This window comes from Beduinella massiliensis (assembly GCF_900199405.1).
Taxonomy (GTDB): domain Bacteria; phylum Bacillota; class Clostridia; order Christensenellales; family Aristaeellaceae; genus Beduinella; species Beduinella massiliensis.
In genome coordinates, this window is the sequence record NZ_LT963430.1 from 2,754,915 (window position 1) to 2,767,519 (window position 12,605).

The 12,605-nt window shown below is 59.9% G+C and carries 11 protein-coding genes; 7 read left to right on the top strand and 4 right to left on the bottom strand.

Annotation, left to right across the window (positions count from 1 at the left end):
- The first annotated feature begins 263 nt into the window (after nucleotides 1-263).
- Genes C1725_RS13385 through C1725_RS13395 form a run of 3 tightly spaced genes read left to right on the top strand, consistent with a single transcriptional unit; the run spans nucleotide 264 to nucleotide 4,830 of the window.
- Nucleotides 264-3,401, top strand: coding sequence for a lamin tail domain-containing protein (locus C1725_RS13385; RefSeq protein WP_102412085.1), 3,138 nt, complete (start codon nucleotides 264-266; stop codon nucleotides 3,399-3,401).
- A 34-nt stretch (nucleotides 3,402-3,435) separates the two neighbouring features.
- Nucleotides 3,436-4,113: a DUF4956 domain-containing protein gene (locus tag C1725_RS13390; RefSeq protein WP_102412086.1), complete on the top strand. Its 678-nt coding sequence runs from the start codon at nucleotides 3,436-3,438 to the stop codon at nucleotides 4,111-4,113.
- A 12-nt stretch (nucleotides 4,114-4,125) separates the two neighbouring features.
- Nucleotides 4,126-4,830 carry a VTC domain-containing protein gene (locus tag C1725_RS13395; RefSeq protein WP_102412087.1) on the top strand — a complete coding sequence of 235 codons (705 nt, stop codon included), beginning with the start codon at nucleotides 4,126-4,128 and terminating at the stop codon, nucleotides 4,828-4,830.
- A gap of 57 nt (nucleotides 4,831-4,887) precedes the next feature.
- Here the strand turns inward: C1725_RS13395 and C1725_RS13400 are convergent, their stop codons facing one another.
- The 4 genes from C1725_RS13400 to rplU form a co-directional block, all read right to left on the bottom strand.
- A complete protein-coding gene (locus C1725_RS13400; RefSeq protein WP_102412088.1) occupies nucleotides 4,888-5,589 on the bottom strand; it encodes a DUF554 family protein in 702 nt (233 codons plus the stop codon).
- 105 nt (nucleotides 5,590-5,694) lie between these two features.
- Nucleotides 5,695-5,979 (bottom strand): 50S ribosomal protein L27, encoded by a 285-nt coding sequence (gene rpmA / locus C1725_RS13405; RefSeq protein WP_102412089.1) that lies wholly within the window; start codon nucleotides 5,977-5,979, stop codon nucleotides 5,695-5,697.
- 4 nt (nucleotides 5,980-5,983) lie between these two features.
- Nucleotides 5,984-6,325: a ribosomal-processing cysteine protease Prp gene (locus C1725_RS13410; RefSeq protein WP_102412090.1), complete on the bottom strand. Its 342-nt coding sequence runs from the start codon at nucleotides 6,323-6,325 to the stop codon at nucleotides 5,984-5,986.
- Nucleotides 6,325-6,633: a 50S ribosomal protein L21 gene (gene rplU / locus C1725_RS13415; protein WP_102412091.1), complete on the bottom strand. Its 309-nt coding sequence runs from the start codon at nucleotides 6,631-6,633 to the stop codon at nucleotides 6,325-6,327. Before rplU ends, C1725_RS13410 begins: the two co-directional genes overlap by 1 nt.
- Before the next feature lie 286 nt (nucleotides 6,634-6,919).
- Between rplU and C1725_RS13420 the strand changes: the two genes are divergently transcribed.
- The 4 genes from C1725_RS13420 (at nucleotide 6,920) to C1725_RS13435 (ending at nucleotide 12,563) form a co-directional block, all read left to right on the top strand.
- Nucleotides 6,920-8,002 carry a hypothetical protein gene (locus C1725_RS13420; RefSeq protein WP_102412092.1) on the top strand — a complete coding sequence of 361 codons (1,083 nt, stop codon included), beginning with the start codon at nucleotides 6,920-6,922 and terminating at the stop codon, nucleotides 8,000-8,002.
- Between the two features lie 30 nt (nucleotides 8,003-8,032).
- A complete protein-coding gene (locus tag C1725_RS13425; RefSeq protein WP_102412093.1) occupies nucleotides 8,033-9,403 on the top strand; it encodes a sodium-dependent transporter in 1,371 nt (456 codons plus the stop codon).
- A gap of 127 nt (nucleotides 9,404-9,530) precedes the next feature.
- Entirely contained in the window at nucleotides 9,531-11,192 is a 1,662-nt protein-coding gene (locus tag C1725_RS13430) for a divergent polysaccharide deacetylase family protein (RefSeq protein ID WP_102412094.1), read from the top strand.
- A 219-nt stretch (nucleotides 11,193-11,411) separates the two neighbouring features.
- Nucleotides 11,412-12,563, top strand: a complete 1,152-nt coding sequence (locus tag C1725_RS13435) for a VanZ family protein (protein ID WP_346026670.1) — start codon at nucleotides 11,412-11,414, stop codon at nucleotides 12,561-12,563.
- The last annotated feature ends 42 nt before the right edge of the window (nucleotides 12,564-12,605 follow it).

Consider the following 12,605-nt stretch of genomic DNA (forward strand, 5'->3'; position numbering starts at 1 on the left):
CACCATCCGGCGTTTCGCCGCGCGTTTGCGCCCCACGCCCCGCGCGGCGGTTCACCGTCCTTTCAGCCTATGCATCCGAAGGCCAAAAAGGACAAAAAAGATTCTTTTCATGTGAAACGCATCGAGGTATTGGCTCGTCTTATTGTTGTGTGGTATAATAGAAGTTAGAAGTTCGGCAGGCGGCTTCCCGCGGTCTTGAGCTTACGACAGAAAGCGGCGGGATTGCGCCGCTTTCAGGACCTCAGAAAGGTGGAATTTTTCACATGCGATCAAACCGCTCTCAGACCTCGCCGCCCGCAAAGGGCAGACGCGGCGCGCGGGCGAAGCATCCCAGGGGCATCGTGCTGAGCATCGTATTGTTTGCTGCCGTGCTGGCGGTATTCGTCATCGTCGCGCCGAAGGAGCCGACGAAGGTCGCCTCCGCCAACGTGTCCGGCACGGAGACCGACGCGGCGGCCAGCACCGGCGATCCGTCGCTGCACATCACGGAGGCGATGTCCTCCAACAGGACGGCGTATCCGGATGAAACGGGCAGCTTTCCCGACTGGATCGAGCTGACGAACGAGGGCGACGCCCCGATCGACCTGGACGGGTACGGCCTTTCCGACAGGGAAACAAAGATCGCCTTTGTCTTCCCCAAGATGACGCTCGAGCCCGGCGGACGCGTCGTCGTCTTCGCGTCGGACGAAACCCGTTCTGAAGCGGGAAAGCCCCTGCACGCCAAGTTCAAGCTCTCCTCAGTAGGCGACAGCGTCGTGCTCTTCGGCCCGGACGGCGTTGTGATGGAAAGCATTCAGATTCCCGCGATGGATTCGGACACCTCCTACGCGAAAACGGACGAGGGCTTCATCATCACCGACATGTACACCCCGGGGTATGAGAATACGCAGGAAGGGTATGCTCAGTTTCTCGCCTCCTCGTACCTTGAAACAGGCGTGCTGGTCATCAACGAAATCGTCGCTTCCAACGTCAGCGTATTGCAGGATGAAGACGGCGATTTCCCTGACTGGATCGAGATCTACAACACCTCGTCCCGCACGATCGACCTGTCAAATTACGCGCTGTCCGACGACCCGGCCAGCCCGCTCAAATTCCGTTTCCCGCAGGGAACGGTGATCGAGCCGCACGGCTACTACGTCGTCTATGCCTCCGGAAAAGACCGCGAGGCGGTCGAGGGAGGCTGGCCGCACGCGCGCTTCAAGCTGCGTTCCAATGGGGAAACGGTGGTGCTTTCCGACATTCAGGGCAGGCTTCTCGACAAGGTGACCTACGATCTGCTCGAAGCGGATACCTCTTGGGGCCGCAGCCCTGACGGCACCGGCAACTTCAGGACGTTCCGCCAGCCCACGCCCGGACTATCCAATACGCAGGAGAGCGCGCTGATCATGGATCAGCGCCTCATCGCTGCGAATACATCCGGCCTTTTCATCACGGAGGTCATGTCCTCCAACCGGACTACCTCGCTGCCCGGCGTTCAGGGCAAGTACGACTACATCGAAATCTACAACATGGGCGGACAGGCCGTGAACCTCAAGGATTACGGCCTGTCCGACAACGTGAAGAAGCCGCGCAAGTGGCGCTTCCCCGACATCACGATTCCCGCGAACGGTTATGTGCTCGTCTACTGTGAAAAGGCGAACCTGTCGCTCGCGACCGATACGGTTCTCTACGCGAATTTCAATTTGAACGTCGGCGGCGAAACGGTCGTCCTCTCGACCCCCGAAGGCAAGGTTTTGGATAAAATTGTGACGCCGCCGCTCTACAGTGACGTGTCTTATGGTAGAACGCTCGGCCGCTACGGCCTTTTTTATTACAGCACGCCCACGCCCGGCGAGCCCAACCAGGGCGGCTTTGAAGGGTTCAGCGAAGCGCCCGAGTTCATAACCCGCGGCGGCATGAACGACCGCCCGATCGAGGTGGAAATCAAGGTGCCGGAGGGGGCGAGCGTGTATTACACGACCGACAGCTCCGATCCCAACCAGTATTCCACGCTCTACGAAGGGCCGATCCCCGTCTCGCAGACGACGGTCATCCGCGCCCGCGCCTATCAGCCGGGGCTGGAGGGCTCGCAGATCGAGACGCAGACCTTCTTCATCTCGACCTACCATTCCATGCCCGTCGTCTCGCTGGTGACCGATCCGGACAACGTCTGGAACGAGGAAACCGGCATGCTGGCGGACGGACCCGAACTCAATCGCGAAGAGCAGAAAACCCCGTGGAAAAAAGCAACGTATTGGAAGAAGCCTCACTATTCGGGCTACGTCGAATACTACGACACGGAGGGCGTGCAGCAGATTTCCCAGGGCATGAACTTCCACGTCATGGGGCAATTCTCCCTGGACATGCCGCAGAAGTCCTTCGCCGTGCGCGCGGACGCGCAGTTCGGCGTGGACGCGTTCAATTACGCGTTCTTCGAGGACAGGCCCTATACCTCCTACCACGCGTTCGTCCTTCGAAACGGCGGGCAGGACGGCCTCTACACCCGCGTGCTGGATGGCCTGCAGGCCCGTCTGGTCGAGCAATCCGGCTCCTCCGTCGTCACGCAGGCCTGGCGTCCGGTAATCGTCTATCTGAACGGCGAATATTGGGGCCACTACAACATGCGTGAGCGCGTTGGCGCGGCGATGATCGCGCAGCACGAGGGTTGGGCGAATCCGGACGCCATCGACATTCTGGAATCCGACGGCACGAGCTCCTCGCAGGTCAACCAGGGGTCCAACAAGGATTACAAGGACCTCGTGGAATACGTGAAAAACCACGACCTCGCAAGCGACCCCGAGGCGCTGCAATACGTGCTCGACCGCGTGGATCTGGACAACATGATCGACTACTTCTTCTTCGAGATGTTCTTCGGCAACACCGACCCCGGCAACATCCGCTTTTACAAGAGCGACGAGGAGGACGGCAAGTGGCGCTACGTGCTCTACGACGTGGACTGGGGGCTCTACAATTCCCAAGCAGGCGGCCCATCTTTTGTGCTCAATGAAAAGGGCATGGGCTCTTTTAAAATCAAATCAAATGTTCTTATTTACAACCTACTGAAAGTTCCAGAAATAGAGGATCAATTCCTACGCCGCGCCGGGGATGTCTTTCAATCTGTGCTGACGACGGATAATATGATCTCCCTGCTCGACGAAATGACCGCCGAGATTGCGCCAGAGATGGACATGCACTTCGACCGCTGGGCCGCGGAAATGCACCCTAAAATAAGCTTCGACCAGCCCAAGAACGGTCCGGGCGCAAAATCCTACTGGCAGACGCGCATCGCGCGCGCCAAGAACGTCATGAAAAAGCGTCCGAACATCTTCTGGGGCATGGTGCAGGAGTATTTCCAGCTTTCCGAAACAAAGATGACGGAATACTTCGGGCCGCGGCCTGAGATGCCCGCAGACGCCATCTAAAATTCACTATCTTACGACACGAGGAGGAACCCCAATGAAAAGCATCATCCAATCCGACGCCGGCGTGCTGAACTGGTTCTCCGACCAGTTCGCTCAGCTCACCCCGCTCAAGATGGTCATCGCGCTGGCGATGGGCCTACTGGTCGGTCTGATCATCGCCTTCGTCTACCGCAAGACCTATCGCGGCGTGCTGTTCAGCCCCAGCTTCGCGACGACCCTCATCATGCTCACCATGATCACGACGCCCGTCGTGATGTGCATCAAGTCGAACATCGCCCTTTCGATGGGCATGGTCGGCGCGCTTTCCATCGTCCGCTTCCGCACCGCGGTCAAGGATCCCATGGACACCGCTTACATGTTCTGGGCGCTGACGATGGGCATCCTGCTGGGCGCAGAGCTGTACATGATCGCGCTCGTCGTCGTCGCGGGCATCGCATTGGCGATGCTGATCCTCTCGTTCGTGCGGATGAAGAGCCCCAACACCTATCTGCTGGTGGTGCACTACGACGAGGACGTAGAGCAGGATGTCAACGGCACGGTTTCGCGCATTCGCAACCGCCGCCTGCGCTCCAAGGTCGTCAGCCGCGGCGGCGTGGAGCTGACGGTCGAGGTGCAGCTCGGCGAGCGCAGCGACATCGTAAACCGGATGCTCGACATCGAAGGCGTGCACAACGCCACACTGATCGCCTGCCAGTCCGAAGCGGGCAATTAACGGAGGCCCGCCATGGCGATCACCACCTATCCCCTGCGTCACGAGCTGAAATACCTCATCAACCCGGCGGAGCTCGTATACCTGCGTTCGGTGCTGGACGGCATGCTGATGCGCGATCCGAACGGCAACGCGGACAACGAATACCACATTCGTTCGCTCTACTTCGACACCTACAAGGACGACGCGCTGTACGAGAAAATCGCCGGCGTGGGCAACCGCAAGAAGTACCGCATCCGCATCTACAACTTCTCCGACCGCCTGATCCGTCTGGAGTGCAAGCAGAAGATCGGAGATCTGATCTCCAAGCAGTCGGTGCGCATCCCGCGCGACCTGGCCGAGCAGATCATCGCGGGCGATCCCTCCGGCCTGGAATACATGCGCCATCCGCTGCTGCGCGAGATGTTTGTACAGATGCGCACCCGCCTTCTGCATCCCGTCGTGATCGTGGACTACATCCGCGAGGCTTACATCACGGACGCGCAGGAGGTGCGCATCACGTTCGACAAGCAGCTGCGCACGGGCCTTTACAGCGACGATCTGTTTAATCCTAACCTGCCCACTTACCCGGTCTTCGACGACATCAAGGAAGTGCTTGAAGTCAAGTTCGACCAGTTCCTGCCCGCGTACCTGCAAACCGTTCTCTCCGGCGTAACCGCCGAGCGCAGCGCGGTTTCCAAGTACGTGCATTGCAGGCGGTACGAAGAAAAGGAATACTGACGGTGTGTCTTCCTAAACCAAAGGGCTTCGCGCAAGAATTAGCGCGAAGCCCTTTGGTTATAGGATTCCTTCGATCCAGTGCATCAGCGGCACCACGACGATGGGCATGAACATCGCGGGCAGCAGATTGCCCACCCGCACCTTGCACAGGTTCATCATGTTCAGCCCGATCCCCAGGATGAGCAGGCCGCCGACCGCCGCCATTTCGGAGATGACCAGCTCCGTCAGAAACGGCGCGACGTACTGCGCGAGCACCACAATCATTCCCTGGTAGAGAAAGACCGCCAGGGCGGAAAGCATCACGCCCGGCCCCATCGTGGAGGCGAAGATGACCGCGCTGACGCCGTCCAGCGCAGACTTGGCGATCAGCGTGCTGTGATCGCCCCGAAGGCCTGAATCCATGGCGCCCACGATCGCCATCGCCCCCACGCAGTACACCAGGCTCGCCGTGACAAACCCCTGCGCAAAGCTCTGATCCCCGCCGTTCCCGGAAAAAATGCGCTGAGCGCGCGCGCCCAGGTTTTCCAGGTGCCGCTCGATGTCGATGCCTTCCCCCGCAAGCGCACCCAGCACGACGCTGACGATGACGATCATGCTGTCCATCGTCTTGAGCGCGCCGCTGACGCCGATCAGCATTACGCAAAGCGCAAGCCCCTGCATGACCGTGTTTTGAAATTTTTGCTTGATGCCGCCCCGCAGCAAAAGCCCGATCAGACTGCCCGCGAGGATCGCCGCCACGTTAATGAGCGTTCCTACCATCCTGCCGTTCCTCCCTTACTCCCGCGCACAAATAAAAAAGAGAGGCCATCACGCATGAACGCCCTTTCAGCTTTCACCATGACAACCCCTGCTTTACGTCTTCTGTTACTGCGCCTTCGGATAGACGCTGCACTGCGTCCTGTCGCGGCCAAGGCGCTCGTAGCGCACCACGCCGTCGATCTTCGCAAACAGCGTATCGTCATTGCCGAGGCCGACGTTCTGACCCGGATGGATCTTCGTGCCGCGCTGACGGTACAGAATGTTGCCCGCCAGAACGAACTGACCGTCCGCGCGCTTCGCGCCCAAGCGCTTGGCCTCGCTGTCGCGGCCGTTGTGGGAAGAACCGGTGCCCTTTTTATGGGCGAACAGTTGCAAATTCATCGTAAGCATTGTCTTACCTCCATTCTTTAAACAGTACCCGTACATGCTTCGGGTAGGTTGTCTGGATGTCCATCAGTCCCTGCGTCACCGTGCGAAGCACGACGTCCGCAGTCCTCGCCTGCGCGGCCTCAAGCCCACCCGGCAAAAGGCATTCGAGCAGACCCTCTTCCTCGTCTACGGTCGGGCGGGTTTTAACGCCCGCGACCGTTTCCAGGGCGTTTACCGCAGTCTGCGTCAGCGCGGAGACGGCGGCACAGACGATGTCGTGCCCGTACGTCCCAGCGTCCGCATGGCCCGCCGCGCGAAACCCGCACAGCCGTCCGTCTTCCCCGCGGTAAACCTCAACGGTGGTCATCAGGCGTTGATGCCGGTGATTTCCACCTTGGTGAACGGCTGACGGTGACCCTGCTTGCGACGGTAGTTCTTCTTAGACTTGTACTTGAAGACGGTGATCTTCTCGCCGCGGCCCTGCTGAAGGACCTTGCCCTCGACCTTCGCGCCCTCGACGACGGGCGTTCCGACCTTCAGGTCGCCGTCCTTTTCCACGAGCAGCACGTCAAAGCTCACAGAAGAATTCTCGGCAGCGTCAAGCTTTTCCACGTAGATGACGTCGCCCTGCGCAACGCGATACTGTTTGCCACCGGTAGCGATAATAGCGTACACGGATAGCACCTCCCAATTATGGACTCGCCGGGATAAAGGCAGCCGAAAATGGCATTTAGACAGACCTATCCCGAGCGGCTTACCGATATATGATAACAAACCGGCGCTGTTCTGTCAAGACAAACCCCTGTTTTTCCGCCCCGTTTTTTGCGCAGCTTTGGGAACTACCGGCAGGATTTTTCAGGATGCATTGACACCATCCCGCCGGTTTGCTAAACTGATGCCAATGGCGCGGTCGCCAACATTTCGTGCCATCTGTGCGAAGACAATGAGGAGGAAAAAACCGATGAAAAGACTGCTTTCCTGCATGCTCACTCTGGCCCTGCTCTGCTTTGCGCTGCCCGCGTTCGGCGAGGACGCGGCGACGCCCTGGTTTCAGGCGCCCATCACCCTGTGCGGCAAGGAATACTCCCTGCCCGTGCCGCTGAGCGATCTCATCAGCGACGGCTTCGTGCTCGAGGAGAGCGACCTTGCGGAAGAACTCGGGCCCAACTATTATACCCTTTTGACCGCCAAGCTGGACGGGGTGCGCGTGACACTGGACGTCATCAACCTGGGCATCGACGTCAAGACCGTGTCCGACTGCCTCGTCAGCGGCGTTCGGGTCAGCGCCTCCGACATGAAGAACGGCGCAACCCTCATCGCTGGGACGCTGGAGCTGGGCAAGACCACGCAGGACGAGGCGCTGGCCGCCGTCGGCCCTGCCGCTAGACTGTACGAGGGAACGAGCTACACGAGCCTGGACTTTGGCGATGGCAGCCTCGTGGACATGGGCACGCAGTTTGAAGACGGCGTTCTCACCTCTCTGGAGTTCAGCTATCGCGTGACGCCGGAGGGCTACAACGACGCGGCCTACGCCGCCGAGGTCTCTGAACCTGCGGACATCGCATCCTACGCCGCGCCCGAAGCGCTGGGCACCGATCTGACCAGCGGCGTGTTCCGCCTGAACGGCGTGCTCTACAAGATGCCGGTTCCCTATAAGGTGTTTCTTGAAAACGGCCTGACCGTCCTGCGTCAAAACAGCGCCGCCAAAATCGCGGCGGGCGATTCGGACATCATGGGCGGCCCCACGCTGCTGCTGGGCGGCTATCCGCTCGACGTTTATCTCAAGAACCCTCAGAAAACCGCCATGCCGCGCGAGTATTGCTTCGTCACCCATCTGCGCGTGGATGGCACGACGGTGGACTTCGAGCTGCCGGGCGGCATCAAGGTGGGCATGTCCACGGCGGACCTGGAAAACGCGCTGTCCGGCGTGACGTTTGAAAAGAGCGGTTCCAGCTACGAAATCTCCCTGGGCGAGAGGAGCTCCATCGAGATTTACACCTATGAGGACGCAGTCTCCTCCGTCACGTTTGATCTGTCGTTGTAATACAACAAATACAAAGGGGCATACATTCCGATGAAAGAAAGAGAACGTTTTGCATCGCGTCTGGGCTTCATTTTGATCTCCGCAGGATGCGCGATAGGGCTCGGAAACGTCTGGCGCTTCCCCTACATCACGGGCAAGTACGGCGGCGCCGCCTTCGTGCTGGTCTATCTGTTCTTCCTGCTGGTGCTCGGCCTGCCGATCATGGTCATGGAATTTTCCGTGGGCCGCGCCAGCCAGCAAAGCGCCGCGCGCTCCTTTAACGTGCTGGAGCCCAAGGGCACGAAGTGGCACTGGTACGGATACGGCGCCATGGCCGGCAACTACCTGTTGATGATGTTCTACACCACGGTCGGCGGGTGGATGCTCAGCTACTTTTTCAAGATGGCGACCGGCCAGTTCACGGGCCTTGACGCCGCGGGTGTGGGCGACGTCTTTTACGGCATGCTGGCAAGCCCCGGGCCGATGACGTTCTGGATGGTCGTGGTCGTGCTCGCCTGCTTTGCGGTCTGCTCGCGCGGCCTTCGCGGCGGCGTGGAAAAGGTCAGCAAGGTCATGATGACCTGCCTGCTGCTGGTCATGGTCGTGCTGGTCGTTCGATCGGTCACGCTTCCCGGCGCTGGGGACGGCCTTCGCTTTTACCTGATGCCCGACTTTGGCAAGATGATGGAAGCGGGCGCTTTTGAGGTCGTGTTTGCGGCCATGGGGCAGGCGTTCTTTACCCTGAGCCTGGGCATCGGCGCGATCGCGATCTTCGGCAGCTACATCGGGCGAAGCCGCTCTCTGATGGGCGAGGCGGTCAGCGTCACCTGTCTGGATACGTTCGTGGCGATCATGGCGGGCCTCATCATCTTCCCCGCCTGCTCCGCCTTCGGCGTCAGCCCCGGCGAAGGCCCCGGCCTCGTCTTCGTGACGCTGCCGAACCTCTTTAACGCAATGCCGGGCGGAAGGTTCTTCGGTTCCCTCTTCTTCATCTTCATGTCCTTTGCGGCGCTGACCACGATCATCGCGGTCTTTGAAAACATCATCTCTTTCGCCATCGACCTGTGGGGATGGAGCCGGAAGAAAGCGGTGTGCGTCAACCTGGTGGCCATCATCGTGCTGTCGATGCCCTGCATCCTCGGATTCAACGTGTGGAGCGGCCTTTCGATCCCCCAAATCGGCAACATTCAGGACCTGGAAGACTTCATCGTCTCCAATAACCTGCTGCCGCTGGGCTCGCTTATCTATCTGCTGTTCTGCACCTCCCGCTACGGCTGGGGCTGGAACAATTTTCTGGAGGAGGCCAACGCAGGCGAGGGGATCAAGTTTCCGCGCGGCCTGCGCGTCTACGTCAGCTACATCCTGCCTGCGATCGTGCTCTTCATCCTGATCGTAGGCTACGTGCAAAAGTTTACAGCCTAAGGATTCGTCAAGGGGCGCGGAACGCATCCGCGCCCTTTTTTGTCATATTGCGGCAGAATCTGCAACGGATCGCCGCGCTCATTCGTCCTAATGGCAGATGGGTCACATGTGATGAAGGAGGGATCCCATGCCTTTTTCCCTGCGCCGCCTTCCGACGGTGCTCTCCATATTGCTCTGTTTCTGCCTGCTGGCGGCCAGCATATCCGCCCGGGCGGACGACGCCGTCGTCGACCGCGGGGTAGAATACGCGAACCTGCGCAGCGCGCCATCGCAGGATGCGCGCGTTATTGCCCGAATCGCCAATGGCTCAAGGCTTCGCGTGCTGGACTCGGACGGGGAATGGGTTCACGTGGCGTTCGGTCCACTCGAAGGGTACGTCCACGCGGACATGCTCGAGGCGTCGGGGGAAGCCGTGCTTGCGCCGACCGCAGCGCCTCTCAGTGCGCCCGGCAACCCTTACCTCTTTTCCATAGGGGATACGCCGCTTACGCAGCAGGTAGGCTACGGCGAGTCTCTGGTGGACTATCAGGTGCACCTTTCCACCTCGATTTCCTATCCCGTCACCGGCATCCCCCGGATGGACGAGGCGATCTCAAAGTGGGCAAAGGACATTCATGCGCAGCTTCTCTCCGAGCTGGAAGACCTTGTGTACACAAATCCGGCGGAAGACGCCGAGAGCGAGCTGACCGTCCACTACAGCTCCTACCTGACGGATCGCTACGTGGGCGTCCTGGAAGCCGGTTGGTACGACAGCCCGTTCTTTGCGCGAAGTCTCGATATTCTACGCGCCTTTAATGCGGACCTTGCGACCGGGGAGCTGATCGCGGGGGAAGACTTTTTTCTGCCCGAGCACCTGCCGGACGTGTACGCCCTGATCGAAGCGAAGCTCGATCAGATTCCCGAAAGCACGCTGCCGGCGCGCACCGTTCCCGTGGACGCCAGCTGGCTCGACAACGCGCTGCTCACGGATACGGGCGTCGCGATCGCCCTGACGCGCGGCGATTACCTGCCCGAAGCCATGGGCATGCAGCTCATCGAACTTCCCTACGCGCAAGTTGAACCGTACCTGCGCATACCCATGCCGCAGCAAATCGTGCAGCCGCACCTGACGCCGCGCCCCGGCACGGCGCAGCCCGGCACGCGGGTGATCGACCCCTCGCGTCCCGTCGTCGCGCTCACGTTTGACGACGGGCCCAGCGAGTATACCGAGGGCATCCTTGAACTGCTCACCGCCTATGACGGCGCCGCGACGTTCTGCGTCGTGGGCAACCGCGTCTCCAACTATGAGGATCAAATTCGCGCCATCGCCGCGCAGGGGAGCGAAATCGCCACGCACACCTGGAGCCACAAGAAGCTGACGACCCTTTCCGCATCGGAAATGGAGCGGCAGATCATGCAGGCGGTCGAATCTGTGCAGAAAATTGTGGACGTGCCCGTCCGCTTCATCCGTCCTCCCTATGGTTCGGTGAACGACGATGTGCGCGCGGTGGCCCGGCGGCTCGGCATGCCGATCGCCGAGTGGTCCATCGACACGGAGGACTGGCGCACCCTCAGCGCGCGCAAGACGGAAAAAGCCATTTTGGATAACGTCAAAAACGGCAGCATCGTCCTCATGCACGACATCCACGCGCCGACAGCCGAGGCGATGAAGCGCGTCATCCCCGAGCTGTCAAGGCGCGGCTATCAGCTCGTGACGCTTTCGGAGCTCTTTTCTCTCCGCGAAGGCGACGCGCAGGCCGGCGTCGTCTATAGCCATCTGGACCCCAAGAAGATCAAAACGACGCCCTGAAGGCTTGGCGGTCGCGGCGCATGATGCGCCTCGGCCGCTTTTTGCTCGTTTCTTCTTTTGCACCGCTAAAAACCGGGCTCTTTCTTGACGCCGCTCCACCCGCACAGTATAATGAAAATCATCTCGCGGCGAATCGCTGCGACGATTCCGTCTGAATGGAACAGACGACCTCATGGAGAGCGACCCTTTCGCCGCCTCCCCGCAAAGGATGAAGACGATATGTCGCTGAACGCGTATTGGGACCCGATCAAAACCGCGCTGATCCTTTTCCCCCTGATCGCAGCGCTGTTCACGCTGCCCTACGTCATCGTGCAATACCGGCGCTATGGCGCACTGCTGGGTTTTCGCATCTTCATCGTGTATTCGTTTATCCTCTACCTGATGTGCGCGCTCTTTCTCGCGGTTCTGCCGCTCCCCGACCCGGAAAAGGTTCGCAGCATGACCGGACCAGTGGTTCAGCTCGTCCCATTTCAGGCAATCCTCGACATCGGCAAGACGAAGGGCTTCGACATATCAAGCCCCGGCACCTACGCGCTTGCGCTGCGCTCTCCGGCGCTGTTTCAGATAGCCGCCAACCTGATCATGTTCGTGCCGTTGGGCGCGTATTTGAAGTACTACTTTCGTTGCAGCCTGAAGAAAACCGCTTTACTCGGCTTCTGCTTCAGCCTGTTCATCGAAATCACGCAACTGACGGGCGATTTTTTTCTCTACCCGCGTCCCTACCGTCTCTTTGACGTGGACGACCTGATGATCAATACCCTGGGCGCGTGCGCCGGGTATTTGCTGGGGGCGCTGGGCGCGCGCGTGCTGCCCAGCGTGGAAGCGATGGACCGAAAGTCCTACAAAAAGGGCACGCGACCCTCGCTTACGCGCCGGTGCCTCGCCTATCTCATCGATTGGACGCTTATCCTGCTGATTGTGGCGATCCTGCCGGTACACATCGACCGCGAACCCGGGCGTTTCGTCGTAATTGTGCTCTGGTTCGTACTCATCCCCACGCTGTCCCGGGGCTATACGCCCGGCAAATGGGTGGTCAAGCTGCGCGTCGTCACCGACGGCGGCAGCGTCCCCTCCCTGCCTCGCTACGCGCTGCGCTACCTTTCGCTTTACTACATCTTTCTTCCCTCCGCTTCCTATGCGTTGGACGCCTTTGTCCTCGCCGGCAGCGAACCGGGGCTGCACATGATTCTCTCCTACTGCATAAGCGCTCTGTGCTTCGCCGTATTCGCCGCCTTTCTTTACTGCGTCGCGCTCTACGGCTTTACGCACCAAAGCCACCTGCCCCACGACAAGCTGAGCCGAACGGTCAACCAAAGCACGGTCGCACTTCCGAGCCGCCGAAGAAAAGCGCGGCAATTTACAAAGGCCTGATTTGTTTTTCATATCCGTGTGATATACTAAGGCGTATGATTG

Excerpts from the sequence above, each read along its gene's own strand:
- C1725_RS13390 (WP_102412086.1), top strand. The coding sequence starts at position 3,436 with ATGAAAAGCATCATCCAATCCGACGCCGGCGTGCTGAACTGGTTCTCC.
- C1725_RS13385 (WP_102412085.1), top strand. The coding sequence starts at position 264 with ATGCGATCAAACCGCTCTCAGACCTCGCCGCCCGCAAAGGGCAGACGC.
- C1725_RS13435 (WP_346026670.1), top strand. The coding sequence starts at position 11,412 with ATGTCGCTGAACGCGTATTGGGACCCGATCAAAACCGCGCTGATCCTT.
- rpmA (WP_102412089.1), bottom strand. The coding sequence starts at position 5,979 with ATGCTTACGATGAATTTGCAACTGTTCGCCCATAAAAAGGGCACCGGT.
- C1725_RS13410 (WP_102412090.1), bottom strand. The coding sequence starts at position 6,325 with ATGACCACCGTTGAGGTTTACCGCGGGGAAGACGGACGGCTGTGCGGG.
- C1725_RS13420 (WP_102412092.1), top strand. The coding sequence starts at position 6,920 with ATGAAAAGACTGCTTTCCTGCATGCTCACTCTGGCCCTGCTCTGCTTT.
- C1725_RS13395 (WP_102412087.1), top strand. The coding sequence starts at position 4,126 with ATGGCGATCACCACCTATCCCCTGCGTCACGAGCTGAAATACCTCATC.
- C1725_RS13400 (WP_102412088.1), bottom strand. The coding sequence starts at position 5,589 with ATGGTAGGAACGCTCATTAACGTGGCGGCGATCCTCGCGGGCAGTCTG.
- C1725_RS13425 (WP_102412093.1), top strand. The coding sequence starts at position 8,033 with ATGAAAGAAAGAGAACGTTTTGCATCGCGTCTGGGCTTCATTTTGATC.
- C1725_RS13430 (WP_102412094.1), top strand. The coding sequence starts at position 9,531 with ATGCCTTTTTCCCTGCGCCGCCTTCCGACGGTGCTCTCCATATTGCTC.